This is a genomic window from Burkholderia sp. Bp9015 (assembly GCF_003853505.1).
In the GTDB taxonomy this organism is placed as follows: Bacteria; Pseudomonadota; Gammaproteobacteria; order Burkholderiales; family Burkholderiaceae; genus Burkholderia.
On sequence record NZ_QTPZ01000009.1, the window covers coordinates 58,827 to 84,735 of the forward strand.

Genomic DNA, 25,909 nt, shown 5'->3' on the forward strand with positions numbered 1-25,909 from the left:
CCTGACTTGCGGCCGCACAAATTTGAGATAAATTGATTGAAGGAATACGGCGTCATTTGCTTATTGCCGTTATTTCCGTCTTTTCATTCAAGAGGTCCGATGGATTTGCCGTTTACGCATACAGCACCGCAGCGTTGACGGACTGCCATTCGAGCGGCCCCGCTGCGACGCGCTTCCTCTCTGGAGCCTGTCATGAAGCATCGCCTGTTTGCCGCCTCGTTTGCCCTGGCTGCCGCGCTTCTGGCCTCGTCCTCGTCATTTGCCGCCGGCGCGTCCGGCATCATCCACTTCACCGGCATGATCGTCGAGCCGCCGTGCTCGTTCGCGCTCGACACCGCCGATATCGCGCATGCCCACGTGCGCACCGACTGCCCGCGTCCGGCGACCGGACAGGTCGCGTTCGTCGACGCGGCCAGCCTGCGCACGATCAAGACCACGACCTTTACGCAGGCGTCGCGCGCAATCGTTTTACCGGACCGCCCGGGCAACGCGCATGCGCCGATGATCGCCGTCGTCACCTATCAGTAAGCAACACGCGCCGCCGGCGTCGCGTGGCGCGTCAGTCGCGATGGCTGGCGATCCAGTCGCTGAACGCGCGAATCTTCTGCTGGCTGCCGATGCTCTCGGGATAGACGAAGAAATAGCGGGCGCCGGTCTCGAGCACGATGTCGAACGGCCGTTCGAGCCGGCGCGCGCTGACGTCGTCGTCGACGAGCGTCACGTCGCCGATCGCGACGCCGAAGCCCTGCATCGCCGCGTTCGTCGCGAGATCGAGCGTGTCGAAGGTCGGCCCGCGCTCCGCGTCGACGGCACGCTCACCCGCGTAATCGAGCCACGCGCGCCAGTCGCGATGGTCGCGCGTCGGATGCAGCAGCGTATGGCGCGCGAGATCGCCAACCGCATCGAGCGGCGTCGCGTACCGCAGCTCGGGTGCGCACACCGGCGTCAGCCGCTCGTCGAACAGCGGCAGCGCGAACACGCCCGCGCCCGGCGACGTGCCATAGACGACCGCCGCATCGAACGGCTCGGCCGAGAAATCGACGACGTGCTGCCACGCGGTCGTGATCTGCACGTGGAGATCGGGATGCTCGCCCTGGAAGCGCATGATGCGCGGCAGCATCCAGCGCATCACGCAGGTCGGCACCTTCAGCGCGAGATCGGTGCGCTGCCGCGTGAGCTTCATCGAGATGTCCTCGATCCGCGCGAAGCTCTCGTTGACGACCGGCAGCAATTGCTCGCCCTCCGCCGTCAGCGTGAGGCCCTTCGCGTGCCGCTTGAACAACGGAAAGCCGTAGTGCGCTTCGAGTGTCAGGATCTGCCGGCTCACCGCGCCCTGCGTGAGGCACAGCTGCTCGGCCGCGCGCGTGAAGCTGCGGTGGCGAGCCACGGTCGAGAAGATCTGCAGCGCGTGCAGGGGCGGAAGTCGGCGCATGACGAAGCGGGTAAGGCGGGTAAACGGACCGCGGATCGCGGATCGACCGCGCCGGACGACGGCGCGGCAGGACCGCGCGTCGACATCGGCGCGCGCTGATCGACACGATAAGCCAAACGCGGGCTTTACGCGAGGTGCGCCGGGCGCTCAGGTCGTAGGAACTAGCGCGCCCGCCGCGATGCGTGACGCCGACGCGACGACGTCCGCGCGTGCCGCCGCGCTCAGGCGGTGGGAACGAGCGCACCCGCCGCGATACGCGCCGCCGACGCGACGACGTCCGCGCGTGCCGCCGCGTCGGCACGCGGCTGCGTGAACGACACGGCCAGCACGATCGGCGCGCGCGATGGCGGCCACAGCACCGCGACGTCGGTCGTCGTGCCGTAGCCGCCGGTGCCGGTTTTGCCGGCACTGCGCCAGCCGGGCGGCACGCCGGCCGCGATTCCGGTCGCGCCGCCGGTCATCCATTCGGTGAGCTGCGCACGCTGCGGCTCGCGCAGCGTGTCGCCGAGCAGCAGCCGCTGCAGCATGTCGACCATCGCGACCGGCGTCGACGTATCGCGCTCGTCGCCGGGCGCGGCCTGGTTCAGTTCGGGTTCCCAGCGGTCGAGCCGGAACGCGGTGTCGCCGCTTTCATGCGCGAACGACGTGACGGCCTGCGGACCGCCGAGCACGCCCATCAACAGGTTCCCCGCGCCCTTGTCGCCCGACTGCAGCAGCGCGGTGCAGAGCTGCGCGATCGTCATCCCCGTATCCACATGGCTTTCCGTCACCGGCGACCCGGCCACGACCTCGTAGCGGCGATACAGGATGCGGCGCGGCAGCAGCGATGCGTCGAGCGAACCGCGCGCGAGTATCGCGGCGGCGGCGACGACCGCATAGGTGCCGCACAGCGGGAAGCGCTCGCGCGCGTGATGCGCGATGCGCGTGCCGTTCGACGTATCGAGTGCGGCGACGCCGAGCCGGCCGTTCGACGCTTTTTCGAGCGCGGCGAGTTCGGCCTGGGCGACGTGGGCGCGCCCCTGGTCGGCGACGGGTGCCGACGAGCAGGCGGCGACGAACGGCGCGGCGACGGCGGCGAGCAACAGCGAGCGGCGTGTCGGAGAGTGTTCCATGGATGAAGGCTGTTCGGTCGGAAACGGTGGCACGGAGCAACGCACGCGCGCAGCGGCGATGCGCGCGTGTTCACGCCGACGGCCGGCTCGCGACGGCATTCGCCGCGCATCCCCGAAGACGTCCGTCGGCCCCGCATGCGGCGGGACTCACATGAACAGACCCTAGCGTAGCAGCGCGCGCCGCTCGCGTCAGCCTTGCGACGAAGGCAGGTACGGCATCGGATTGACGGGCTTGCCGTCACGCCGCACCTCGAACAGCAGCGCGACACGCGAGTTGTCGAGGTCGCCCATCTCGGCGATCTCGTCGCCCTGGCGCACGATGTCGCCGGTCTTCACGAGCAGCTTGCGGTTGTGCGCATAGGCCGTGAGGAAATCGGCGTTGTGCTGGACGATGATCAAGGTGCCGTAATCGTTCAGGCCGGTGCCCGCGTACATCACGCGGCCGTCGGCGGCCGCACGAACCGGGTCGCCCGGCCGGCCGGCGATCTGGATGCCGCGGTTCTGCCCCGGCTTGAATGCGTCGACGATCTTGCCCTGCGCGGGCCATCTGAGCGCCACCGCGCCCGCATGGCGCCGGGTCTCCTTCACGACCTGCCGGTCGCTCGCCGTCGATGCGCTCGCCTGCGCGGCGCCCGCCGCATTGCTCGCGGCGGCCGGTGCGGCCGCCTGCGCGCTGGCCGACGCGCCCGGCGCCTGCAGCGGCTGCTGCCGGACGATGCGCAGCACCTGCCCCATGCGCAGCCTGCCGCGCCCGTCGAGCTTGTTCCAGGTCCGCAGGTCGGCGACGCTGCAGTCGTTGGCGGACGCGATGCCCGACAGCGTGTCGCCGCGTTTCACCACGTACTTCTGCGCGACGAGAATGGGCGCCGGCGGCGCCGCCGGCGCGGCGGCGGGCTGGCCCGACGTCGAGCCCGCCAGCGTATCGCTCGGCGGGACGGACGGCGTACTGGCGCAACCGGCCATGACGAGCACCGCGGCCAGGCCGGACAGCCACGCCGACTTGCGGCAAATCTCGCGCTGTTTCATGGACGATCGACTCCGGTTTGACAATCTTTCAAGCATCTCAAAAACGGAACGGGCGACGTGTAACCGGATGCAAACAATGATGACAAACGATCACGAACCGGGTGCCGGCAAACACTTGTTACCGGGAATACGGTCGGATTCGGAAAAACTTGACGGTATTGGACGGGCGATTCGGAAGAAATTTCGCGATGCGCCGATTATTTCGAACGGCTTTCATTGCGCGCGTGAGCGCGCCGGCGAGCCAATGCGGCCCGCACCGCCCGCCCGCTCAACGCAGCCAGTCGACCAGCTCCGCGCAGGCCCACGCGATGCCGATGCAGAGGAACAGCACGTGCAGCGCGATCTTGAACGACACGCCCCACGACGAATCGACCCGCATGACAGTCTCCCCCGGTTGATATGCGGCCATGATCCGGCATCGATCCCGCCCCGAAAATGCGGAACCGGCGAACGGGGCCTCAGGCCCAGCCTGAGACCGGTGCGGCGGTTCCTGCTAACTTATCGGCCATACCCATCCTTACGCGCCCCCACCGATCATGCGCTTCGACCTGACCGACCTGCGGCTCTTCCTGAACATCTGCGAGGCCGGCACGATCACGGGCGGCGCCGAGCGCACCCACATCACGCTGCAGGCCGCCAGCGAGCGGATCCGCGGGATGGAGGACGAGCTCGGCGTGCCGCTGCTGCACCGGACCAAGTCGGGCGCGCAGGTAACCGACGCCGGCCGCGCGCTCGAGCACCACGCGCGCACGGTGCTGCAGCAGATCGACCACATGCGCGGCGAGCTGCAGCAATACGGCCAGGGGCTGCGCGGGCATATCCGGCTGCTGTGCAACACGGCGTCGCTGAGCGAATACCTGCCCGACGCGCTCGCCGCGTATCTGCCGCTTCACCCGAAACTGTCGATCAGCGTCGAGGAGCGCTCGAGCCAGGAAATCGTGCATGCGATCCGCAACAGGACGGCCGAGGTCGGCATCGTCGCCGATTCGGTCGGACTCGGCGGGCTCGAACAGAAGCCGTTCAGAGAGGACTGGCTGATCGCGGTCGTGCCGGCCGGTCATCTGCTCGCCGCGCGCGACAAGGTCGCGTTCGACGAGATCGCCGACGCGGACTTCATCGGGCTGACCGACGGCAGCGCGCTGCAGGTCCATCTGGCGGACCAGGCGCGTGCGCTCGGCAAGCGTATCCGCTACCGTGTGCAACTGAAGAGTTTCGATGCGATCTGCCGCGTGATCGCAAGCGGCGTGGGGATCGGCATCGTGTCGCGCCATGCGGCCGAACGCGCGATGCAGACGATGGACGTGCGGCTCGTCGAGCTGTCCGATGCGTGGAGCCACCGCAAGCTGACGCTCTGCGCGCGCTCGTTCGATGCGTTGCCGAAATACACGCAGGCGTTCGTGTCGTATCTGTCGGGCGACATGCCGCCACGCTGAACGTCGCGCGCGCCGCAACAGCGTGGCGATACCCGAGGAGACATCGCAGCCATGACCGGACCCGAACTCGCGATGCACTATCGCGCCTACATCGACTGCCTGAACCGGCAGGACTGGCCGGCGCTCGGCCGGTACGTCGCCGACAACGTGATCCACAACGACCGGCCGCTCGGCCTGGCCGGCTATCGGGCGATGCTGGAGCAGGATTTCCGCGACATTCCGGATCTCCATTTCGAGGTCCGGCTGCTCGTGTGCGAACCGCCGCGCATCGCATGCCGGCTGCGCTTCGCCTGTGCGCCGAAAGGGACCTTCATGGGGCTCGCCGTCGACGGCAAGTGCGTCACGTTCGCCGAAAACGTCTTCTACGAATTTCACGACGGAAGGATCCGGCAGGTCTGGTCGGTGATCGACAAGGCCGCGATCGAGGCGCAGCTGTGACGCTGCCGGCCGTCACTGCTTACCGCAGCCCCGACACGGCCATATAGGCGCCGAGCGCGATCATCCCGACGAAGAAGCAGCGCTTGAACGCCTTCTCGCTCATCACGCGTCGCGCGTACTGCCCGCCGATCATCCCCGCGAGCGCCGGCACGAGTGCCAGCGCCGATACGCCGAGATCGACCGTCTGCAGCGCGCCCGTCACGCGCAACTGCAGGCCGAGCGTGATCGTCGACGCGGTAAACGACAACCCGAGCGCCTGGATCAGGTCGTCCTTCGACAGGCGCAGCGCCTGCAGGTACGGCACGGCCGGCACGACGAACACGCCGGTCGCGGCCGTCACGACGCCCGTCAGGTAGCCAACCGCGGCCGACAGCCACTTTTCGTGACGGCCCGGCGCGGGCAGCCGCGCGGCGGCGAGCCCCCAGCCGCCGTATGCGACCAGCACGATGCCGAGTGCCGCACGGGTCCACGCGCTGCCGGCCGCGAGCGCGGGCAGCCCGCCCGTCAGCGTGCCGAGCGTCAGCCCGGCGAGCAGCGGCCACAAACGCCGCAGCAATGGCCCGAACGACGGGCCGAGCCACAACTGCCACACGTTGGTGATGAACGACGGCACGAGCAGCAGGCTCGCGGCGGCTGACGGCGACATCGCGAGCGTCAGCAGCCCCATCGCGATCGTCGGCAGCCCGAGGCCGATCATGCCCTTGACCGCGCCGGCGAGCAGAAAGACCAGCACGATGATCGTGAGCGTATGCGTTTGCATGGCGGGGGTTCGGTCCGGTTGAATACGGCGCCGATGGTGAACCACCGTCACGCCGTCGGCCATCTGGCTTTGCCTGAGGCTGGCTCGGGCCCGCCCGGCGGGGCCTGTCACCCCGCTACCCCGCCACCCATCGCCTCATCGCCTCATCGCCTCATCGCCTCATCGCCTCATCGCCTCATCGCCTCATCGCCCCGTTGCCCCGTCGCCCCGTCGCACCGCCATGCGCGCCGTTCAGGCACCGTGCGCCGGCCCCCGTCCCTGCTCGCTGTCGAGGTGCGCCATCTGCGCGGCCGGATAACGCTCGCCGGCAGCCGCCCCGGCGGGAACCGCCGCTTCGATGCGGGCGAGATCATCGACCGTTAGTTGCAATTTAGATGCCTGAAGCGCGTCCTGGAGTTGCGTGCGCTTGCGTGCGCCGATCAGCGGCACGATGTCGTCGCCGCGCGACAGCGCCCATGCGATCGCGATCTGCGCCGGGTTGCTGCCCTTCTCGTCGGCGATCGCGCGCAGCGCGTCGACCAGCGCGAGGTTGTGCGCGAGGTTCTCGCCCTGGAACCGCGGGCTGGCCGCGCGGAAATCGCACTCGCCCTGCCGCGCCGCGCTCCAGCCGCCGCCGAGCAGCCCGCGCGACAGCACGCCGTAGGCCGTCACGCCGATCCCGAGTTCGCGGCACACCGGCAGGATGTCCGTCTCGATCCCGCGCGACAGCAGCGAGTATTCGATCTGCAGGTCGGCGATCGGCGCGACGGCCGCCGCGCGGCGGATCGTGTCGGCCCCGACCTCCGACAGGCCGATGTGGCGCACGTAGCCGGCCTTCACGAGATCGGCGATCGCCCCGACCGTCTCTTCGATCGGCACCGCCGGATCGACGCGCGCCGGCCGGTAGATGTCGATGTGGTCGGTGCCGAGCCGCTTCAGCGAATACGCGACGAAATTACGGATCGCCTGCGGCCGCGCGTCGTAGCCGACGAACGCGCCGGCCGGATCGCGCAGCGCGCCGAACTTCACGCTGATCAGCACCTGGTCGCGCGTGCGGCCGCGCAGCGCGTCTCGGATCAGCATCTCGTTGTCACCCATCCCGTAGAAGTCGCCGGTATCGAGCAGCGTGATCCCGTTGTCGAGCGCCGCGTGCAGCGTCGCGATGCTTTCGTCGCGATCCGCGGGCCCGTAGAGATCCGACATCCCCATGCAGCCGAGCCCGATCGCCGATACCTGCGGGCCCGTGCGGCCCAGTTGACGCTTGTCCATGTCCGTTTCCTCGCGGTGGTGAGTGAATGAACGGGATTCTGGGCGTAATGCGGCGCGCGATAAACGCGAAACGCCCAACCAAATCATTCGACGCTGATTAACAATGGAGCCTCCCGATCCGTCACGTTTCCGCCCCGCATGGACCATCTGCATGCAATGCGCATCTTTGCGCGCGTCGCCCACCTCGGCAGCTTCACGAAAGCCGCCGAGCAGTTGCAATTGCCGCGCCCGACCGTCAGCAATGCCGTCCAGTACCTGGAGAAGCACCTGAAGGTGCGCCTGTTGCAGCGGACGACGCGGCGCGTCGCGCTGACCGCGGAAGGCGCGACCTACTACGAGCGCTGCACGCGGCTGCTGGCCGACCTGGACGACGCCGAGACGCTGTTCGACGAAGCCGGTGCGTCGCCGCGCGGCCTGATCCGCGTCGACCTCCCCGAGCGCTTTGCACTGGACAAGGTGATTCCGGCGCTGCCGGATTTCCACGCACGCTATCCCGACCTGCGCGTCGTGCTGAGCACGACCGACCGCTTCGTCGATCTCGTCGCCGACGGGATCGACTGCGCGGTGCGGGTCGGCGTGCTGTCCGACACGTCGCTGGTCGCGCGGCGCGTCGGCGAGATGGCGCAGATCAACTGCGCGTCGCCCGCGTATCTTGCGCGATACGGCATGCCGCGCTCGCCGGACGATCTGCCCGACCACGTCGCGGTCGGCTATTTCTCGAGCCGCACGGGCCGCGAGCTGGACTGGGAATATGCGGACATGGATTCCGGCGCGCTGCAGACCGTGAAGATGCGCAGCGTGGTCGCGGTGAACAGCTCGCACGCGTATCTCGCGTGCTGCCTCGCGGGCCTCGGGCTGATCCAGGCGCCGCGCGACGGGCTCGCGCCGCTGCTGGAAGACGGCTCGCTGGTCGAGGTGCTGCCGGAATGGCATGCGGCGCCGCTGCCGGTGTCGGTCGTGTTTCCGAACGGCCGGCATCTGGCGCCGCGCGTGCGGATCTTCGTCGACTGGCTCGCGCACACGCTCGACGACGCGCACCGGGCGCAATGACGACGGCCGGCGCCAGGGCAACCCACCCCGGGCGCCGACCGGTCAAGCGCATCAGAACTTGTGGCGGATCGCGGCGCGCACCGCGAACTGGTTCGCCGACGACGACGGACCGTCCGTCCCGACCACGTAGCCGCCGTCGGCCGCGGTGCCCGTCTTGTCGCCGGCGACCTTCTGCCATGCGCCCTGCAGGTAGACGTCGGTGCGCTTGGACAGGCTGTAGTCGGCCATCAGCCCGACGGTGTGATATTTCGGCTTGAACGAACCGGCCGCGGCGTCGAACTTGCCGTCGGTATACACGTACTGCGCGCCGAGATAGAAATCGGGCGTGAGCTGGTACTTGCCGTTGATCTCGAAGTTCTGGAACCTGGTCGCCGTGAGCCCGAGGCCGTCGAATGTCGACGCCGGCAGGTAGACGGTCGACACCGGGTTCTTCACGTCGGTCTTCGTATAGACGAAGCCGACCGTCGCCGGACCGAACGTATAGTTGATGCCGCCGCCGAAGATCCGCAGGCGGTCGGCGACGAAGTTCGCGTCGTCGGCCGCGATCGCGCCCGCATTGCCGACGCCCGGGCTGTTCGCCTGCAGATACGCGGCCGCGACCTGCAGCCCGGCCAGCGAATACTGCGCGCCGATGCTGTACTGGCGGTTGGTCGAGAAGCCCGTGCTGTTGCTGAAGCTGTAGGTGCCGCCGAACGACAGCCCGTTCCAGTCGGGACTCGCGTACTTGACCGTGTTGTTGACGCGGAAGGAGTTGTCCGTGTTGTCGTTGTCGAACGGGTGCGAGAACAGCGTGCCGCCCCAGTTGCCGTTCGCGGTGAGCGGCGCGAGATAGTCGACGACCGCATCGTACTGGCGGCCGAAGGTCAGCGTGCCGAAGCGCGACGCGCTCAGCCCGACGAACGCCTGGCGGCCGAACATCCGGCCGCCCTGGTTGAACCGGCCGTTGTTCACGTCGAAGCCGTTTTCCAGCGTGAAGATCGCCTTCAGCCCGCCGCCGAGGTCCTCGCTGCCCTTCAGGCCCCAGCGGCTGCCCTGCGCATAGCCGCTCGCGAGCTGGTAATTCGTTTTTCCGACCCCGTTCACGCTCACGTTGTTCGTGTAGTTGAAGCCCTCGTCGATCAGGCCGTACAGCGTCACGCTGTCCTGCGCGAAGGCCGGCGCGGCGAAAGCAGCCAGCGCGGCGGCAAAAATGACGTGCTTCTTCATGACGGATCTCCGGAGCCGGGTGCCGGGCAGGCCATTCGCCCGGCGATTGTTTGGTCTGTTTTATAGAGGTGGCCCGCAGGGCGGACTGCGCGGTGTGCGGCCGCGAGGACAAAATGGTGTCACGTCGCAAACCGCCCGTCCATCGGGGCGTGGGCGCGGCCAGCAAAGCGTTGCGCTCGTCCAACTGCCCTGTTTTTCCGATGCCATGAGCACGCTTATCGGCAGCGGCCGGCCGGCCCGCTATCCGCGTAAACCCGGACGGCACCGTATCGGTGGCACAATGCGCATCCGTTCGTCATTTCTTCACGAATTCATGCTTCACCCCGATTCATGCGCGGCAGGTGCCGGCCGCGCACGCGGCGCGCGCCGGGAGGCGGCCCGATGACCGCCGCCGCCCGGGCCGGCCGCTACGCCGAACTCGATTTCTTCCGCGGCCTCGTGCTGCTGGTGATCGTCGTCGATCACATCGGCGGCAGCATCCTGTCGCGCGTGACGCTGCATGCGTACGCGCTGTGCGATGCGGCCGAGGTGTTCGTGTTCCTCGGCGGTTTCGCGACCGCCATCGCGTACAACTCGCTCGCCGAGCGCCACGACGAGGCCGCCGCGCGCCAGCGTTTCATCCGCCGTGCGTTCGAGATCTACCGCGCATTCCTCGTGACGGCCGGCCTGATGCTGCTGATCACCGCCGTGCTGAACGCGTTCTCGATCGACGGCCCGAACATGCCGACCAACGATCTCGACGGCCTGCTCCACAAGCCGCTCGCCGCGCTGCGCGACATCCTGCTGTTCCGCCGCCAGCCGTATCTCGCGTCGGTGCTGCCGATGTATGCGTTCTTCGCGCTGCTCGTCCCGCTCGCGCTGCCGCTCGCGCGCACCCAGCCGTGGCTGATGCTCGCGTTCAGCGGCTCGCTCTGGTACGCGGCGCCGCACGTCGCGCGCTTCTTGCCGACCGTCGAAGGCGCGCCGTGGGACTTCAACCCGTTCGCGTGGCAGTTCCTGTTCGTGCTCGGCGTGATCGCGCGCTGCCAGCCCGTCTACCAGACGCTCGCGCCGAAACCCCAGGGCTGGCTGCTGACGGCCGTGTCGCTCGCGATCGTCGCGGCCGGCGCGTACTACCGGCTGCGCGTCGAGCCGTTCCCGACCGATCCGTCGATCAAGCAGAACCTCGGCGCGCTGCGGCTCGCGAACTTCCTCGCGATCGCGTGGCTCGCGGCCAAGCTCGTGCACCTCGGGTGGATGAAGAAGGTCGCGCACGCGATGCCGTGGATCGGCACGATCGGCCGCCAGGGGCTGCTGTGCTTCGTCGCCGGCACCGGCATCTCGCTCGCGGTCGACTCGCTGCTCTACCAGGCGACCGAAGGCTATCTCGACGTGCCGCTCGGCCTGGCCGCCGACGTCGTCGCGATGGGCCTGCTGTATCTCGTCGCGAAGCTTTATGCGCCGCTGGTGTCGCGGCTGTCGTTCCCGTTCCGTACGCGGCGATGACGTGCCGCGCCGTCACGCGCCGCTGCTACGATAGCGGGCGCCTCTCCTGAAACGCTTCGCCATGCGCCGACTCGCCCTTCCGTTCGCCGTCGCCCTGATCGCCGGCTCCATCGCCACTGCCCACGCCACGCCGGGCGGGCCCGCGGCCGCGCCGGCGACGTCCGCGCCCACGATCGTCCCGCCCGCAACGGTGGCGCCGGCCGCCCAGGAACCGCCGGTGAATCCGGGCAGCAGCGTCGTGCTGCGCGCGTTCCGGTCGGCGTCGCTCAAGCGCGACTGGTCGTACACGGTCTACCTGCCGCCCGGCTATAACCCGGAAGGCGCGCGCTACCCGGTGCTGTACCTGCTGCACGGCAATGCCGGCAATGCAAACGACTGGATCACGCAGGGCCGGCTGCAGGCCACGGCCGACACGCTGATCGAACGCCGCGAGATCCCGCCCGTCGTGATCGTGATGCCGCAAGGCGGCACCGACTGGTACGTCGACCGCAAGGAGAAGATGCAGAGCGCGTTCCTGAACGACCTGCTGCCGGAAGTCGAAGCGCACTTCGCGGTGTCGAACCAGCGCGCGGGCCGCGCGATCGGCGGCGTGTCGATGGGCGGCTTCGGCGCGCTGCGTTTCTCGCTGCTCGAACCGGGCCTGTTCTGCGGCGCGATGCTGTTGAGCCCGGCGATCTACGCGAACGAGCCGCCGCTCAATTCCGCCGCGCGCTATGTCGGCGTGTTCGGCGACCGGCAGTTCGACCCGCGCGTGTGGCACGAGCTGAACTACCCGGCCCTGATGCGCGGCTATTTCGCGCGCAACTGGCGCGTGCCGATGTTCATCGCGGCCGGCGACGACGACCTGACGATCCAGGCCGAATCGAGCGTGCTGTACACGCAGCTGCGCCGCGCGCAGAACCCGGCCGAACTGCGCATCGTCGATGGCGGGCACACGTGGGACGTGTGGCGCGGGGTGCTCGGGTCGGGGTTGAAGTACGCGCTGGAATGCGTGAAGTAATGCGTGACGTAATGGAGCCGGCCGACGCGTCAGGCAACCGCACAACGATCACCTGACGCCGCTTCCTACTCTGCGCCGGCGTCACCGGCGCAAGGCGCGCGCCGCGCTGTCGCGCTGCCTCGCGGCCGATTCAATTCCACGCGTGACGCGCCGGCCGAACGCCGTTCAGGTAGTAGTTGCCGACGAGGTGATACTTCCACCGCACCGGATCATGCAGCGTGTGCGTGCGCGCATTGCGCCAGTGCCGGTCGAGATTGTGTTCGGCGAGCGTCGACTGCGTGCCCGCCAGCTCGAACAGCTTCTCGCCCGCTAGCAGCGCGATCTCGGTCGTCAACACCTTCGCCTCGCCGACCGCGACCGATGCACGCGCGACATCGTCGTCGGTCACCGTGCCGCGCGCGCCGATCTCGTCGAGCGTGCGCGCCGCACGTTCGAGCAGCGCTTCCGCCGCATGCAGCTGGATGTGCAGACGGCCGATCTCGCGGACGATCAACGGATCGTCGGCCGCCCGCTCGACGCCGCTGTCGACCCACGGCCGCGTGCGCGTGCGCACGAACGCCTCCGTATCGGCGATCGCGGCCTTCGCGATGCCGGCATCGATCGCCGCCTGAATGATCTGCGACAGCGGGCCGTTGAGCGTCGGCTCGTCCGACACGCGCTGCGCGTGCAACACATGCGAAGCCGGCACGCGCACGCTGTCCAGCACCACCGTGCCGCTCGCGGTCGTGCGCTGCCCGAAGCCCGACCAGTCATCGATCACGGTCAGCCCCGGCGTCGGCTGCGGAATGTAGGCGAGCCATGCCTGCTGCGTATCGTCGAGGCCGAGCACCGGCACGTAATGCGCGAACAGTGCGCCGGTCGAATAGAACTTCGTGCCGTCGACGACATAGTCGTCGCCGTCGCGCCGCACGCGCGTCTTCAGGTCGAGCACGTGCTTCGTGCCCTTCTCCGAGAAGCCGTTGCCGAAGCGCTTGCCGCTCAGGATCTCCGCGAAGAAATGGCGCTTCTGCGCATCGGTGCCGGCCAGCGCGATCACGTCGACCAGCCCGAAGTGGTTCTGCGGCAACTGCCCGAGCGACGCATCGGCCGCCGCGACGATCTTGATCACCTCGGTGAGCGTCACGTTCGAGACGCCCGCGCCGCCGTAGGCCTTCGGCACCGTGATCGCCCACAGCCCCGACTGCGAGAACCATTCGATCTCGTCGCGCGGCAGCCGGCGCTCGCGGTCCCGCTCGGCCGCCCCTTCGGCCAGCCGTTGCGCGAGTGCCTGCGCAACCGCGATCGCCTGCGCGTCGTCGGCGATCACGCGGGCCACCTGCGGTCTTGCGTCGGCCGGCCGGTCCTGAATCGTCGCGCTCGTATCTGACATCGGGCTCTCCTGTCGAATCACGAAAGCACTCAATCTAGCAGCGCGCCGCAGGCCGGCAAACCGAGCGATTCTCGTAACGATATTCCTTCGGATAACAAACGACATCGCACGGCACCGCATCCGCTTCCGCGCTTCGGCGTCGCGATCGACGCCCTGGCGTCGACGTTTCACGGTGCCGTTCGCATAATGCGCAGCGACGATAACGATCTGCGAATCCGTTATTGGAACGTGCGCGTCGTGCTTCCTATACTGGGCTCCCGGTGCAAACGGCCCCGCCCTACGAGGAACCCCGCATGACTTCGTCGCACGCAGATACCGAATTGTCCACCGGCACCGACTACGACGCGCTCGCGAGCCGGTTCCGGCCGATCTTCGACCGGATTGCCGCCGGCACCGCCGAGCGCGAACGCCGCCGCGAACTGCCGTACGAAGCGATCGGCTGGCTCAAGGCCGCCGGCTTCGGCGCGATACGGCTGCCGGTGCGTGACGGCGGCGCCGGCGCGTCGCTGCCGCAGCTGTTCCGGCTGCTGACCGAACTCGCCGCCGCCGACTCCAATCTGCCGCAAGCGTTGCGCGGCCACTTCGCGTTCGTCGAGGACTGGCTGAACGCGCCGCCCGGGCCGCAGCGCACGACGTGGTTCGATCGTTTCGCGACCGGCCAGCTCGTCGGCAATGCGTGGTCGGAGGCCGGCGACGTTCCGCTCGGCCAGACGATCACCAAGGTATCGGAGCAGAACGGCCGGCTCGTGTTGAACGGCCGGAAGTTCTACAGCACCGGCAGCCTGTTCGCGGACTGGATCGACGTGTTCGCGCAGCGCGAAGAGGATGGCAGCGACGTGATCGTCGCAATCGCCACCGGGCAGCCCGGCGTGATACTCGAAGACGACTGGGACGGCTTCGGCCAGAAAACGACCGGCAGCGGCACGACGCGCTTCGAGAATGCGGCGGTCGACGCCGACCACGTGATCGATTTCGCACGCCGCTTCAAATACCAGACCGCGTTCTACCAGCTGTTCCACGTCGCCACGCTGGCTGGCATCGGCCATGCGATCGTGCGCGACGCGGGCGAGCTCGTGCGCGGCCGCACGCGCGTGTACAGCCACGGCAACGCCGCGCGCGCCGGCGACGATGCGCAGCTCCAGCAGGTGATCGGCGAAATCGCGTCGTGGGCCTATGCGGCCGATGCGCTCACGCTGCGCGCCGCGCAACCGCTGCAGCAGGCGTACGTCGCACGCTTCGGCGGCGACGACGAAGCCGAACATGCCGCCAACGTCGCCGCCGAAATCGAATCCGCGCAGAGCCAGCTCGTCGTGTCGGAACTCGTGCTGCGCGCGGCGACGCGCCTGTTCGACGCGCTCGGCGCATCCGCGACGCGCAGCACGACCGCGCTCGACCGTCACTGGCGCAACGCGCGCACGGTGTCATCGCACAATCCGCTCGTCTACAAGGCGCGGATCGTCGGCGACTGGGTCATCAACGGACGCACGCCACCGTTCGTCTGGCGCGTCGGCAACGGTGCAGGTGCGCAAGCCGGCACGGAAACGGGAGCGGCGCGATGAGCAAGACCATCCGCTTCAACGCGTTCGAAATGAATTGCGTCGGCCATCAGTCACCCGGCCTGTGGGCGCATCCGCGCGATCGTTCGTGGCAGTACAAGGATCTCGACTACTGGACCGATCTCGCCCGCGTGCTCGAACGCGGGATCTTCGACGCGATCTTCATCGCGGACGTGATCGGCTACTACGACGTCTACCAGGGCAGCAACTACCACGCGCTGCACCAGGCCGCGCAGATCCCCGTCAACGATCCGCTGCAGCTCGCCGCGCCGATCGCAATGGCGACCGAGCATCTCGGTATCGGCATCACCGCGTCGACGACGTTCGAGCATCCGTACACGTTCGCGCGCCGGCTGTCGACCGCCGACCATCACACGAAGGGCCGGCTCGCGTGGAATATCGTCACGTCGTATCTGGAAAGCGGCGCGAAGAACGTCGGCGACAACGGACTGCGCACCCATGACGACCGCTATGCGGTCGCGGCCGAATACGTCGAGGTGCTGTACAAGCTGTTCGAAGGCAGCTGGGAAGACGGCGCGGTCGTGCGCGATCGCGACGGCCGCGTATTCACGCATCCGGAGAAGGTGCACGAGATCGGTCACAAGGGGCGCTTCTTCGACGTGCCCGGCTATCATCTGTGCGAGCCGTCGCCGCAGCGCACGCCGGTGCTGTTCCAGGCCGGCGCGTCCGGCCCCGGCAAGGCGTTCGCCGCGCAGCACGCCGAATGCGTGTTCGTCGCCGCGCCGACCCGCCCGCAACTCGCGCGCTATGTCGCCGACGTGCGCGCGCAGGCCGCCGCCGCGGGCCGCGACCCGCACGACGTGCTGATCTACAACCTCGTCACGGTGATCGTCGACGAGACCGACGAGAAGGCGCAGGCCAAGTTCGACGAGTACCGCCGCTATGTGTCGTACGACGGCTCGCTCGTGTTCATGTCCGGCTGGACCGGCATCGATTTCGGCCAGTACGCGCCGACCGATCCCGTCCGGCGCGTCGAGACGAACGCGATCGTGTCGGCCGTCGAGCATCTGGCCGGCGGCGATACCGCGTGGACGATCGAGGAACTGGCCGCGTGGGGCGGCATCGGCGGGATGGGGCCCGTGTTCGTCGGCTCCGCGCAGACCGTCGCGGACATCCTGCAGGAATGGGTCGCCGCGACCGACGTCGACGGCTTCAACCTCGCGTATGCCGTTGCGCACGAAACCTTCGAGGACATCGTGCGCTACCTCGTGCCGGAGTTGCAGCGGCGCGGCGTCTATCCGACCGAATATGCGCCGGGCACGCTGCGCGAGAAGCTGTTCGGTGCGTCGGCGCGGCTGCCGGACGCCCATCCGGCCGCGAGGTTTCGCGACATCGAACAGGTCAAGCGCGACGCGCAACAGGTGGCCGACTACGCGTGACGGCCAGCCGGGCTGGCCAGCCTGCACGAGGGCGGCCAGCCGCCCCGACGAACGACCGCGCAACTGCCGCGCCGATCACCGGTCGCGCTGCCGCCGATCGCACCGCGCCCTGCCGCTCACAGCCACGTCCCGCCCTGCCGCTCGTTCGGTTCATCGGCGAGCGCGTCGAAATCGTGAATCCAGTCCAGGTGATGCAGCACGCTGTCGCGCTCGCCGAGACGCGCATTGCGCGCCTGCGCGGCCGGCCCGTCGGGCAGATGCAGCACGTCGGCCGCGGAGATCGACGCGTACTGCACCTTGCGCGTGCGGCCGCGCCGCAGCCGCTCGTACGCTTCCTGCGCCTCGCGCCAGTTGCCGCGCCCGGCCTTCGCCAGCTGCGCGGCCAGCACCATCGCGTCCTCGATCGACTGGTTCGCGCCCTGCCCGTGATGCGGCACCAGCGCATGCGCGGCGTCGCCGATCAGCGTCACGCGCCCGCGGCTCCAGCGGCCGAGCGGCGGCCGGTGGAACAGCCCCCAGCGCTGGCTGATCGGCACCGCGGTGATCATCTGCACCACCGCCGGATGCCAGTCCTTGAACAGGCGCAACTGCTCGCCCTCTTGCGCCGGCATGACCCAGTCGCGCGACGGCCACGGCGACGGATGACGCTCGACCAGCAGGAAGTTCTGGTCGCCGTTGTCGCCGATCGGATAGTGCAGCAGATGGCCGTGCGGCCCGACCCAGAACTGAATGGTCTCGGGATCGGGCAACAGGTCCATCCGCTCGGCCGGCACCACGCCGCGAAAGCCCGAGCACCCCGAATACAGCACGTCGTCGTAGCCGAGCATCCAGCGCCGCGTGATCGAACGCGCGCCGTCCGCGCCGATCACGAGATCGGCGTCGACGCGTGCGCCATTGGCGAAGCTCAGCGTGACGCGATCCGGATGCTGCGCGAGATCGACGAGCCGATGGCCGAGATGAATCTGCCCGACACCGACCGCCTTCGACAGGATCGCCTGCAGGTCCGCGCGATGCACGCCCCAGTACGCGCCGCCGAACTGCCGGCGATAGTCGGGTTCACCGCGATGATGGCCGATCACCGTGCCGCTGCGCCCGTCGCGATAGACGAGGCCGGGAATCTCCGCGCACACCGCGTCGAAAGCCGGCCGTAATCCCATCCGTTCGTAGAAGCGCGTCGCGTTGGCCGACAGCGCGACGGCTGCCCCCACCTCGCGCAGCACGTCGGTCTGCTCGTACAGTTGCGCGTCGATGCCCAGCTCGCGCAATGCAAGCGCCAGCGTCAAGCCGCCGATGCCGGCCCCGACGATCGCGATCCTCAGATTCGTCTGCATGATGAACGTGTCTCCGATATTCAGATGGTGAGTGGTCGAGGCCGCGGTGCGCGCGCCCCGCGCGGCGCGCCTGTCGAATGCGAGCGCCGTATCGGTATTTTCAGCAGCGCCCCCTTATCCCACAATAAAATGCAGGGAATCTGCTTCATCACCAAATGGAATGATCGGAGACAACCCGGAACCATGGAACTGAGCGAGATCGACCTCAATCTGTTGCTGCTGTTTCAGCGACTGATGCAGGAGCGGCGAGTGTCGACCGTCGCCGAGCAGATGAACATGAGCCAGCCGGGCGTCAGCAACGCGCTCGCGAAGCTGCGCCGCCGGCTCGGCGATCCGCTGTTCGTGCGCGGGCCGGGCGGCGTGGTGCCGACACCGTTCGCGCTGCGCCTGGCCGAACCGGTTGCGCACGCGCTGTCGACGCTGCATGCCGCGCTCAACCCCGAGACCGGTTTCGATCCGCTGCGCGCATCGCGCACGATGACGATCGGGATGACCGATATCGGCGAAGTCGTGTTCCTGCCCGCGCTGCTCGAACACCTGTCGCGCACGGCACCGGGCATCGCGCTCAATACGGTGCGCAACACGAGCGTCAATCTCGCCGACGAGATGGCCGACGGCCGCGTCGATCTCGCGATCGGCCTGCTGCCGCAGTTGCAGGGCGGGTTCTATCAGCGCCGACTGTTCGATCAGCGATACGTGTGCCTGTTCCGGCGCGGGCATCCTCTCGAGGACGCGCCGCTGACCGTCGACGCATGGCGAGCGGCCGAGCATCTCGTCGTGGTGTCGGCCGGCACCGGTCACGGCCAGGTGGACGAATGGCTGAAGCGCCGCCGCGTGAAGCGCCGCGTGCGGCTGACGGTGCCGCATTTCATGAGCGTCGGCTATATCCTGCAGCGCACCGACCTGATCGCGACCGTGCCGGAACACCTGGCGCTGCAGCTCGCCGCGCCGTTTTCGCTCGGCTGGCGCGCGTTGCCGGTCACGCTGCCGGGCGCGCCGATCCACATGCTGTGGCATGCGCGCGTGAATCAGGATGAGGGCAACCGGTGGCTCAGGGACGTCGTGGTCAGCCTGTTCGCGGAAGCCGGAACGCGTGGACGCAAGGCCGCGCCGACGCGCAAGGCATAGCCGCTCGCGTCGCGAAATCCGGCGTGCGCGGTAGGATGTCGCTTCGACCGGCGCGGCGAGTCCATCGCGCGCCCGCCGCCGCTTTCCTCATCCAACCCGCAGGAAATCAAGCCATGTCTGCCTCGAAGAAGTTCGCCGCCGTCACGGGCGCCGGATCCGGCATCGGTCGTGCCGCGGCAATCGCGCTCGCGAACGCCGGATTTGCCGTCGCGCTGCTCGGACGCAAGGAAGCCTCGCTGCGTGAAACGAAAGAGGCGATCGTCGCCGACGGTGGCGACGCACACGCGTTTCCGGCCGACGTCACCGACGAAGCGTCGGTCGAACACGCATTCGCGCAGATCGCGCAGCGGTTCGGGCGGCTGGACGTCCTCTTCAACAATGCCGGGCGCAATGCGCCGGCCGTGCCGCTCGACGAGCACGAGTTCGACGTGTGGAACGACGTCGTCGCGACGAACCTGACGGGCGTCTTTCTGTGCGCGCGGGCCGCGTGGCGCCTGATGAAGGCGCAAACGCCCCAGGGTGGCCGGATCATCAACAACGGCTCGATCTCCGCCTATACGCCGCGCCCGAACACGATCGCGTACACGGCCACCAAGCATGCGGTGGCCGGCATCACCAAGTCGCTCGCGCTCGACGGCCGTGCATACAACATCGCGTGCAGTCAGATCGACATCGGCAACGCGGCCACGTCGCTGACGGATCGCATGACGGAAGGCGTGCTGCAGGCCGACGGCCGCATGGCGCCCGAGGCGCGGATGGACGTCACGCATGTCGCGAATGCGGTCGTTCAGATGGCGACTCTTCCGCTGGACACGAATATCCTGAACATGACGATCATGGCGACGACGATGCCGTTCGTCGGACGGGGATAAAGCCCGGCGCCGCGCCGTTTCTGCCGCGCCGGGCCGCGATGCCGGGCACGTCGCCCGGCTGCCCGGCGCCGCTCGTCCTTGACAAGTTGCGTGTCGCAACTAATATTACTTGCGACACGCAACTTTCCCGGGCTCGCCATGGACCTCATCGATATTCCGTCGAAGACGCGCGAAGCGACGATCCTCGAGCTTCGGGACTTCTCGCGCAAACTGGTTCGCGAACTGGGTTTCATGCGGGCGACATTGGCCGACAGCGATCTGGCGCCGTCTGCCGTTCACGCCGTTCTCGAGATAGGCATGGCGCCCGGCATCAGCGCGAAGGATCTGGGCAGCATTCTGCGTCTGGATAAATCGAACACGAGCAGGCAGCTTTCGCGGCTCGAAATGGCCGGCTTCGTGACGCGCCGCATCTCGCCCGACGATGCGCGTGCGACGCAGCTGTACCTGACTGCCGACGGGCAGAAACTGCGCAAGAAGATCGACCAGTTTGCGACACGTCAGGTGTCGAATGCGTTACGCCGGATGGTTCCGGCGGACCAGCAAACCCTCGTCCGCGCCCTCGCGCTTTATAGCGATGCGCTCGCGCAAGACAATGCCACCGACGCGCGCACGCCTAAAGCGGACACCACGCAGATCGTCGACGGCTACCAGCCCGGCTGTATCGGCGACATAGCAAGCCTTCACGCGCGGTTCTATTCGGAACACTGGGGGTTCGGCGCTTTCTTCGAGAAAAAGGTGGCGACCGAACTCGCGGAATTTGCCGGCACCCTGCCGGCCGAAGGCAAGGCTCTGTGGCTCCATGCCGAACACGGCCGCGCGCTCGCCTCGGTCGCGATAGACGGGAATAAAGCCACGGGAATCGCACATTTGCGGTGGTTCATCGTCGACGATGGATTGCGTGGCTTCGGGATCGGACGGGAACTGATGACGCGCGCCATGCATTTCGTCGATGAGCAGCAGTTCGACGAGACCTACCTGTGGACGTTCAAGGGGCTGGATTCGGCACGCCACCTATATGAATCGTTCGGTTTTGCGCTGACCAGCGAATCGGAGGGCGCGCAATGGGGAACCAACGTCGTCGAGCAGCGCTTCAGCCGGCGGCGGCCAGGTCGATAAGTCGCCGCACGTTTCATCGATCGTGATAGATCGCGAGCCAGACCGACCGTTCTTCAAGATGCGTCCACGCGACACGATGCCGGCAATGCGGTTCGATCAGCACGTAATCGCCGGGGCGCATGTCGTGCAGCGTCGCGTCCGCTTCGAACTCGAGCACCGCGGCGCCTGACAGCAGCACGACCCATTCGGCACGCGAATCGTCGTACCAGAATCCATCGGGACTCGTGTGCCCCATCGACACGATCCGCTCGACGTTCAGGCGCGATCCCGCGACGAGCACGTCGACGCGCTCGTCGTCGCCGCGCGCACCTTCGAGGCTGAACAGGTTGCCGGTCTGGCGTTGCATGGTTCGACTCCGGGTCGGCCTTCGGCTGAAGGCGAATGACGCCAATGTAGCGCGAAGGCCGGCATCGCGGCGAACTTGTTTGCGGGTTCCGGCAAGCGCTGCATTCACGCGGCCGCCTCGGCGTCGATATCGCGCGCCGTCGGTTCATGACGCACGATCAGCAGGAACACGATCGGCGTGGCCGCGCTGACCGCGACGACCCAGAACATGTCCGTGCCGAGACGGGCCTGCAGGATCGGCAGCACGAACAGCGCGAGCGCCTGGCCGATCCCGCACAGCGAGCGCCCGAAGCCGACACCGGTGCCGCGGATCGCCGCCGGATACGACAGCGTCGGATAGATCATCATCTGCGCACCCGGCCCGAAACCTTCGGCGAACAGCCATGTGCCGAGCATCAGCAGCACGAGGCCGATCGCGAGCGCGCCGTGCGGATGCCCCGCCAGCGCGAGCGCGACGAGTGCGACGAACTGCAGCGCGAAGCCCGCGATCGCGACGTGACGCGACGGATATCGATACGCGAGACGCATGCCCAGCAAGCCGCCCGTCAACGCGAACAGCACGTTCAGCGCAAGCGACGCCGCGATCGTCTCGAACACGCCCGCGCCGAGAAACTGCGACAGGATCGACGGCAGGAAGAACGCGATCGCCGTGTATTCGAACGGAATGCACAGGTTCATCACGCTGGCGACGATCGTTCGGCCGAGATACGGACGCTGGAACAGCACGCGAATCCGCACGGGCGGCGGGCTAGGCTCGCGCGGCGCGTCGTCCGCTTCATGGGCGTGAATGCCGTACGACTCGCGCAGGATGCGCGCGGCATTGGCCAGGTCGCCCTGGTTCGCGGCCCACAACGGCGATTCGTTCATGAAGCGATTCCGGACCAGGATGATGACGAGCGCCGGCACCGCGCCGAAGATCAGCGACGCGCGCCACAGCCAGCCCGCATGCTCGGCCGGCAGCAGGAAATACATGCCGAAGATCAGCAGGAAGCACACCGACGACGCCACGTACCACATCGGGCACCATGCAGCGAGCCGCGACGCCTTGTTGCCGCGGCCGTTGAACTTCGAGAATTCCGCGAGAAACGCCATCGCGACGGGCAGGTCGATGCCGACCCCGAGCCCCATCACGAAGCGCGCGGCAATCAGCACCCAGACGTTCGGTGCGAGCCCGGCCGCGATCGCCGCGACGACGAAGAACAGCATGTCGGCCATGAATACCTGATAACGGCCGATCCTGTCGGTCAGCCATCCGCCGATCAGGCTGCCGAAGATCGTGCCGATCATGATCGCCGAGCCGACCAGCCCCGTCAGCGCGGGCGTCAGGCCGAATTCGCGCGCGACGTCGTCGATGCCGTACGACAGTGTCGTCAGGTCGTACGCGTCGAGAAACACGCCGCCGAGCGCGAGCAGCACGATCATCCGCGCGTGGCTGACGGAACTGTCCGTCGTATTGATCAGGCGCGCGACATCGCTCGCGGAGCGGATGGGCGCGGAAACCGGCGTGACTGCGTTCAGATCGATCGAACTCATCGCATTCCCTTGTTCGCCGCATGGCCGGCGATGTCCACATGGAGACAGGAACCCGACACGTGCATGCACGCTCGCCATCACATGAAAAGTGGATGCTGGAGCGTCGACACACAGGCATTCGGGTTCCGGAAGCGACGATTCTGTTCCCGCGATCCGGCATTCCCAACCGATATAAACCGATAAATTATTCGGTGTACGTCATAAAGTTTCGCGGCCGCGTACGCCTGGCAGGCACGCGCAGGTGCAATCGCGACCGCGGCGGGCTCGAGGCAATTCGAGCGCGGCCACGCGCCTGCACGTCGCGCCACGCGTCATGCCGGCGGCTGAAACGCGACGACCTTGTTCCGGCCGGTCGCCTTCGCGTAGTACAACGCTTCGTCGGCAGCCTTGATCACGGCCTCGGCCTCGGCATCGTGCTCGGGCGTCCAGCTCGCCAGGCCGATACTGGCCGTGACGTGCCCGTGTTCGCTGCCGGCGTGTTCGAGCGGCAGCTCGTCGATCGCCGCGCGAATCCGCTCGGCAATCTGGGCGGCACCCGTCTCGGCGGTATCGGGGAGCAGCACGACGAATTCCTCTCCGCCATAGCGGGCTGCGGTGTCGGCCGGCCGGCGAATGTTGTCGCCGATGCAGCGCGCAACCGCAGCCAGCGCATCGTCTCCCGCCTGGTGGCCGTAGGTATCGTTGTAGGCCTTGAAGCGGTCGACATCGACGAACAGCAACGAGAACACCGATCGCGCGCGCCGCGCGCGGCGCCATTCGCGGTCCAGCACTTCCGCGAAGCTGCGGCGATTGTTCAGGCCGGTGAGACCGTCGGTGCGGGCGAGCAGCACGAGTTCCGACTCGGCGCGCATCCGGCGCCGGAGTTGCGTGCCGAGCATGAAGGACACCCCGATGAACGCGGCGCCGAACGTCGCCACCAGCGCGCCGATCGTCACGGCGCGGTGCCGCCAGGCCGCATAGATATCCTGCTCCGCTTCCGCGACCATGATGATCAGCGGGAGCTTGGGTAGATGTTTGAAGTAATAGAGACGGCGCACGCCGTCGATCGACGACGTTTCAGAGAACGAGCCCTCCGGCGCGGTCTGGAATCGCCGGAAGGTCGCGGCTTTGCTGATGTTGCGCCCGATGGTATGCACGTCGTACGGCTGGCGCATCACCATCACGCCGTCGTTGCCGATCAGCGAGATCGAGCCGTGCTGTCCAAGCGACAGGCCGGCGAACAGTTGGTGGAAATACTCGAGGTTGACCGCAATGAGCACGACGCCGGCAAACGAGCCGTCCGGGTTCGAGATCCGCCGCGAGAGCCCGATGCTGGGCGAGCCTCTTCGCAGGCGCGATATGAACGGATCGCTGACGTAGAGCCCTGCGTCCGGATTGTCGCGGTGGATGGTGAAATACTTGCGATCGGCGAAATTGCCGTGACGCGGCTCGTCGCCGGCGGAATCGAGGACGATGTTGCCGCTGGCGTCGAGCACCAGCATCGAGCCGAGAAACTCTGCCGTCATGGCGTGATCGAACAGCACGGCGCGCCGCAAGCTCGCGGGCGCGGTCATCACGTCGTGACGTTGAAGCCCCGCGATGACAGCCTGCAGCGACAGGTCGTAGAGTTCGAAATTGCGTTCGATGTCGCGCTCGGCGATCAGGCCGAGATTGCGGGAGGTTTCGCTCGCCCGCGCGAGCGCGTCGTTACGGCTCTGGAACAGCTGCAACACGCACAGACCCATGAGCGCGCACGCAATCACGATACCGATCACGACGATGGTATAGGGCGCCGTCGACCTGAATTGCATGTGTCTCCTCGATGATCACGCTCGTGCGCGGCGCACGACGCGATTACCTCATACTAAATAACGCGCGGGGACATATCAAGCGGGGTTGCCCCGGTCACCGCGCGGCATGGCGCACGATGCCGGGATGCTGCACAACCGTCCCTCACACATCCGGATCCGGAATTCGCGCCGACTGAATCACGACCAGCGTATCCCCCGCCTCGATCCGGCACGGCGGATCCTCGTAGAACGAATGGATCTTCCCGCAGCGATCGAGCCCGACGACGATCGCGCCCGGCACGACGTTCGTCATGCAGCCGATTTCGTGCGGCAATGCCTCGCGCTCCAGCAGCGTCGCGCGCCCGCGCGTCGACAGCATGTCGTTCACGAACGGCACGATGTAGCGGCTATGCACCGCATCCGCGAGCAGCAGCGCGCCGATCTTCGTCGACGACACGATCACGTCCGCGCCCGCCTGCCGCAGCTGCCGCTGATACAGGTTCTCCTGGATCCGCACGACGATCTTCGTCTCGGGCGCGATGCTGCGCACCGACAGCGTCAGCAGGATCGCGGTCGGGTCGTCGGTCACCGAGATGATCACGGCCTTCGCCGAGCGCACTTGCGCCTGCTGCAGCAGATCCTCGTGCGCGGGATCGCCGAGCAGCCCCGTCACGCCGAGCGACGTCGCTGCCTCGAGCGCCTGCTGCTGCGCGTCGATCACGATGACCGTCGACGGATCGACACCGCTTTCGAGCAGCTCGCGCACGGCGATCGACCCCGACAGGCCGTAGCCGCACACGACGATGTGATCGGACAGTTGCTTCTGCAGGCGTTTCATGCGGAATTCCTCGATGACGCGCTGGATCACGAACTGATACGCCGTGCCCAGGAAGATGAACCAGATGCCGATGCGGATCGGCACGATGAAGAATGCATCGATCAGACGCGCGCGCGCGGTGACCGGCACGATGTCGCCGTAGCCGACCGTCGCGACCGTGACCATCGTGAAGTACACGAGATCGGCGACATTCATCGGCGTGCTCTTGGTCGAATCGCGCAGGCCGTCGCGATCGAGATACAGCACGAGAAACGCGAGCATGCACAGCACCACGACCGCGCCGAGACGGAACAGCAGCGTGCGCCGCGGCGACGTCGCGGGACGCGTGAACAGCGTGCGCGCACGCGGCGCCTGCCACGGATCGCGGGCACGACGCAGGCGTGAGCGCAACGAGCGGCGCTTGTCGGAGGGCGTTGCCAACGGGGAATCTCCTGAAGATTGCGGGCTCGATTCTACGACGGG

At 67.6% G+C, this 25,909-nt stretch carries 23 protein-coding genes; 11 read left to right on the top strand and 12 right to left on the bottom strand.

What is annotated here, in order from left to right; translation table 11 throughout:
* Positions 1-192 precede the first annotated feature (192 nt).
* Positions 193-528, top strand: coding sequence for a type 1 fimbrial protein (locus DIE12_RS12160; RefSeq protein WP_124520698.1), 336 nt, complete (start codon positions 193-195; stop codon positions 526-528).
* 31 nt (positions 529-559) lie between these two features.
* Here the strand turns inward: DIE12_RS12160 and DIE12_RS12165 are convergent, their stop codons facing one another.
* The 3 genes from DIE12_RS12165 to DIE12_RS12175 form a co-directional block, all read right to left on the bottom strand.
* Positions 560-1,432 carry a LysR substrate-binding domain-containing protein gene (locus DIE12_RS12165; RefSeq protein ID WP_124520700.1) on the bottom strand — a complete coding sequence of 291 codons (873 nt, stop codon included), beginning with the start codon at positions 1,430-1,432 and terminating at the stop codon, positions 560-562.
* 221 nt (positions 1,433-1,653) lie between these two features.
* Positions 1,654-2,544 (bottom strand): class A beta-lactamase, encoded by an 891-nt coding sequence (bla, locus tag DIE12_RS12170; protein WP_124488122.1) that lies wholly within the window; start codon positions 2,542-2,544, stop codon positions 1,654-1,656.
* A gap of 189 nt (positions 2,545-2,733) precedes the next feature.
* Positions 2,734-3,570, bottom strand: a complete 837-nt coding sequence (locus tag DIE12_RS12175) for a peptidoglycan DD-metalloendopeptidase family protein (protein ID WP_124488123.1) — start codon at positions 3,568-3,570, stop codon at positions 2,734-2,736.
* A 536-nt stretch (positions 3,571-4,106) separates the two neighbouring features.
* Between DIE12_RS12175 and DIE12_RS12180 the strand changes: the two genes are divergently transcribed.
* Together DIE12_RS12180 and DIE12_RS12185 are read left to right on the top strand one after the other, a co-directional pair.
* Positions 4,107-5,003 carry a LysR substrate-binding domain-containing protein gene (locus DIE12_RS12180; protein WP_124520701.1) on the top strand — a complete coding sequence of 299 codons (897 nt, stop codon included), beginning with the start codon at positions 4,107-4,109 and terminating at the stop codon, positions 5,001-5,003.
* Positions 5,004-5,054: 51 nt separating this feature from the next.
* On the top strand, positions 5,055-5,441 hold the full coding sequence (locus tag DIE12_RS12185) for an ester cyclase (protein ID WP_124551259.1): 387 nt from the start codon (positions 5,055-5,057) through the stop codon (positions 5,439-5,441).
* A gap of 19 nt (positions 5,442-5,460) precedes the next feature.
* Here DIE12_RS12185 and DIE12_RS12190 read toward each other — a convergent pair whose 3' ends face one another.
* Together DIE12_RS12190 and DIE12_RS12195 are read right to left on the bottom strand one after the other, a co-directional pair.
* Positions 5,461-6,201, bottom strand: a complete 741-nt coding sequence (locus DIE12_RS12190; RefSeq protein WP_124488125.1) for a sulfite exporter TauE/SafE family protein — start codon at positions 6,199-6,201, stop codon at positions 5,461-5,463.
* 231 nt (positions 6,202-6,432) lie between these two features.
* Positions 6,433-7,449 (bottom strand): aldo/keto reductase, encoded by a 1,017-nt coding sequence (locus DIE12_RS12195; protein ID WP_124520703.1) that lies wholly within the window; start codon positions 7,447-7,449, stop codon positions 6,433-6,435.
* A gap of 138 nt (positions 7,450-7,587) precedes the next feature.
* On the opposite strand from DIE12_RS12195, the gene DIE12_RS12200 reads away from it, so the two are divergent.
* Entirely contained in the window at positions 7,588-8,499 is a 912-nt protein-coding gene (locus DIE12_RS12200; protein ID WP_124488127.1) for a LysR family transcriptional regulator, read from the top strand.
* 51 nt (positions 8,500-8,550) lie between these two features.
* Here DIE12_RS12200 and DIE12_RS12205 read toward each other — a convergent pair whose 3' ends face one another.
* Positions 8,551-9,705, bottom strand: coding sequence for a porin (locus tag DIE12_RS12205; protein ID WP_044843230.1), 1,155 nt, complete (start codon positions 9,703-9,705; stop codon positions 8,551-8,553).
* 381 nt (positions 9,706-10,086) lie between these two features.
* On the opposite strand from DIE12_RS12205, the gene DIE12_RS12215 reads away from it, so the two are divergent.
* Positions 10,087-11,190, top strand: a complete 1,104-nt coding sequence (locus DIE12_RS12215) for an OpgC domain-containing protein (protein WP_044843341.1) — start codon at positions 10,087-10,089, stop codon at positions 11,188-11,190.
* A 61-nt stretch (positions 11,191-11,251) separates the two neighbouring features.
* The gene (locus DIE12_RS12220; RefSeq protein WP_124520705.1) at positions 11,252-12,190 is read left to right on the top strand and encodes an esterase family protein; all 939 of its coding nucleotides are present in this window, start codon (positions 11,252-11,254) and stop codon (positions 12,188-12,190) included.
* Between the two features lie 130 nt (positions 12,191-12,320).
* Here DIE12_RS12220 and DIE12_RS12225 read toward each other — a convergent pair whose 3' ends face one another.
* Positions 12,321-13,559 carry an SfnB family sulfur acquisition oxidoreductase gene (locus DIE12_RS12225; protein WP_124520707.1) on the bottom strand — a complete coding sequence of 413 codons (1,239 nt, stop codon included), beginning with the start codon at positions 13,557-13,559 and terminating at the stop codon, positions 12,321-12,323.
* A 293-nt stretch (positions 13,560-13,852) separates the two neighbouring features.
* Here DIE12_RS12225 and DIE12_RS12230 point away from each other — a divergent pair, with 293 nt between their 5' ends.
* Together DIE12_RS12230 and DIE12_RS12235 are read left to right on the top strand one after the other, a co-directional pair.
* Positions 13,853-15,118: an acyl-CoA dehydrogenase family protein gene (locus tag DIE12_RS12230; RefSeq protein WP_124520709.1), complete on the top strand. Its 1,266-nt coding sequence runs from the start codon at positions 13,853-13,855 to the stop codon at positions 15,116-15,118.
* On the top strand, positions 15,115-16,515 hold the full coding sequence (locus DIE12_RS12235; RefSeq protein WP_124520711.1) for an LLM class flavin-dependent oxidoreductase: 1,401 nt from the start codon (positions 15,115-15,117) through the stop codon (positions 16,513-16,515). The genes DIE12_RS12230 and DIE12_RS12235 overlap by 4 nt, the downstream gene beginning before the upstream one ends.
* Positions 16,516-16,631: 116 nt before the next feature.
* On the opposite strand, the gene DIE12_RS12240 is transcribed toward DIE12_RS12235, so the two are convergent.
* Positions 16,632-17,846, bottom strand: coding sequence for an FAD-dependent monooxygenase (locus tag DIE12_RS12240; RefSeq protein WP_124520713.1), 1,215 nt, complete (start codon positions 17,844-17,846; stop codon positions 16,632-16,634).
* 183 nt (positions 17,847-18,029) lie between these two features.
* Here DIE12_RS12240 and DIE12_RS12245 point away from each other — a divergent pair, with 183 nt between their 5' ends.
* The 3 genes from DIE12_RS12245 (at position 18,030) to DIE12_RS12255 (ending at position 20,962) form a co-directional block, all read left to right on the top strand.
* On the top strand, positions 18,030-18,974 hold the full coding sequence (locus DIE12_RS12245) for a LysR family transcriptional regulator (RefSeq protein WP_124488134.1): 945 nt from the start codon (positions 18,030-18,032) through the stop codon (positions 18,972-18,974).
* A 113-nt stretch (positions 18,975-19,087) separates the two neighbouring features.
* The gene (locus tag DIE12_RS12250) at positions 19,088-19,846 is read left to right on the top strand and encodes an SDR family oxidoreductase (protein ID WP_124520955.1); all 759 of its coding nucleotides are present in this window, start codon (positions 19,088-19,090) and stop codon (positions 19,844-19,846) included.
* Between the two features lie 138 nt (positions 19,847-19,984).
* Positions 19,985-20,962 carry a helix-turn-helix domain-containing GNAT family N-acetyltransferase gene (locus DIE12_RS12255; protein WP_124520715.1) on the top strand — a complete coding sequence of 326 codons (978 nt, stop codon included), beginning with the start codon at positions 19,985-19,987 and terminating at the stop codon, positions 20,960-20,962.
* Positions 20,963-20,975: 13 nt separating this feature from the next.
* Here DIE12_RS12255 and DIE12_RS12260 read toward each other — a convergent pair whose 3' ends face one another.
* The 4 genes from DIE12_RS12260 to DIE12_RS12275 form a co-directional block, all read right to left on the bottom strand.
* Complete coding sequence (locus DIE12_RS12260) at positions 20,976-21,308, bottom strand: cupin domain-containing protein (protein ID WP_124520717.1); 333 nt, start codon at positions 21,306-21,308, stop codon at positions 20,976-20,978.
* 104 nt (positions 21,309-21,412) lie between these two features.
* Entirely contained in the window at positions 21,413-22,840 is a 1,428-nt protein-coding gene (locus tag DIE12_RS12265; RefSeq protein ID WP_124520719.1) for an MFS transporter, read from the bottom strand.
* Between the two features lie 311 nt (positions 22,841-23,151).
* Positions 23,152-24,630, bottom strand: a complete 1,479-nt coding sequence (locus DIE12_RS12270) for a sensor domain-containing diguanylate cyclase (RefSeq protein ID WP_124488138.1) — start codon at positions 24,628-24,630, stop codon at positions 23,152-23,154.
* A gap of 142 nt (positions 24,631-24,772) precedes the next feature.
* On the bottom strand, positions 24,773-25,867 hold the full coding sequence (locus DIE12_RS12275; protein WP_044843218.1) for a TrkA family potassium uptake protein: 1,095 nt from the start codon (positions 25,865-25,867) through the stop codon (positions 24,773-24,775).
* Positions 25,868-25,909 lie beyond the last annotated feature (42 nt).

Bases quoted from the DNA above. Each gene is read 5' to 3' on its own strand.
- DIE12_RS12160 (WP_124520698.1), top strand. From the start codon at position 193: ATGAAGCATCGCCTGTTTGCCGCCTCGTTTGCCCTGGCTGCCGCGCTT.
- DIE12_RS12165 (WP_124520700.1), bottom strand. From the start codon at position 1,432: ATGCGCCGACTTCCGCCCCTGCACGCGCTGCAGATCTTCTCGACCGTG.
- bla (WP_124488122.1), bottom strand. From the start codon at position 2,544: ATGGAACACTCTCCGACACGCCGCTCGCTGTTGCTCGCCGCCGTCGCC.
- DIE12_RS12175 (WP_124488123.1), bottom strand. From the start codon at position 3,570: ATGAAACAGCGCGAGATTTGCCGCAAGTCGGCGTGGCTGTCCGGCCTG.
- DIE12_RS12180 (WP_124520701.1), top strand. From the start codon at position 4,107: ATGCGCTTCGACCTGACCGACCTGCGGCTCTTCCTGAACATCTGCGAG.
- DIE12_RS12185 (WP_124551259.1), top strand. From the start codon at position 5,055: ATGACCGGACCCGAACTCGCGATGCACTATCGCGCCTACATCGACTGC.
- DIE12_RS12190 (WP_124488125.1), bottom strand. From the start codon at position 6,201: ATGCAAACGCATACGCTCACGATCATCGTGCTGGTCTTTCTGCTCGCC.
- DIE12_RS12195 (WP_124520703.1), bottom strand. From the start codon at position 7,449: ATGGACAAGCGTCAACTGGGCCGCACGGGCCCGCAGGTATCGGCGATC.
- DIE12_RS12200 (WP_124488127.1), top strand. From the start codon at position 7,588: ATGGACCATCTGCATGCAATGCGCATCTTTGCGCGCGTCGCCCACCTC.
- DIE12_RS12205 (WP_044843230.1), bottom strand. From the start codon at position 9,705: ATGAAGAAGCACGTCATTTTTGCCGCCGCGCTGGCTGCTTTCGCCGCG.
- DIE12_RS12215 (WP_044843341.1), top strand. From the start codon at position 10,087: ATGACCGCCGCCGCCCGGGCCGGCCGCTACGCCGAACTCGATTTCTTC.
- DIE12_RS12220 (WP_124520705.1), top strand. From the start codon at position 11,252: ATGCGCCGACTCGCCCTTCCGTTCGCCGTCGCCCTGATCGCCGGCTCC.
- DIE12_RS12225 (WP_124520707.1), bottom strand. From the start codon at position 13,559: ATGTCAGATACGAGCGCGACGATTCAGGACCGGCCGGCCGACGCAAGA.
- DIE12_RS12230 (WP_124520709.1), top strand. From the start codon at position 13,853: ATGACTTCGTCGCACGCAGATACCGAATTGTCCACCGGCACCGACTAC.
- DIE12_RS12235 (WP_124520711.1), top strand. From the start codon at position 15,115: ATGAGCAAGACCATCCGCTTCAACGCGTTCGAAATGAATTGCGTCGGC.
- DIE12_RS12240 (WP_124520713.1), bottom strand. From the start codon at position 17,846: ATGCAGACGAATCTGAGGATCGCGATCGTCGGGGCCGGCATCGGCGGC.
- DIE12_RS12245 (WP_124488134.1), top strand. From the start codon at position 18,030: ATGGAACTGAGCGAGATCGACCTCAATCTGTTGCTGCTGTTTCAGCGA.
- DIE12_RS12250 (WP_124520955.1), top strand. From the start codon at position 19,088: ATGTCTGCCTCGAAGAAGTTCGCCGCCGTCACGGGCGCCGGATCCGGC.
- DIE12_RS12255 (WP_124520715.1), top strand. From the start codon at position 19,985: ATGGACCTCATCGATATTCCGTCGAAGACGCGCGAAGCGACGATCCTC.
- DIE12_RS12260 (WP_124520717.1), bottom strand. From the start codon at position 21,308: ATGCAACGCCAGACCGGCAACCTGTTCAGCCTCGAAGGTGCGCGCGGC.
- DIE12_RS12265 (WP_124520719.1), bottom strand. From the start codon at position 22,840: ATGAGTTCGATCGATCTGAACGCAGTCACGCCGGTTTCCGCGCCCATC.
- DIE12_RS12270 (WP_124488138.1), bottom strand. From the start codon at position 24,630: ATGCAATTCAGGTCGACGGCGCCCTATACCATCGTCGTGATCGGTATC.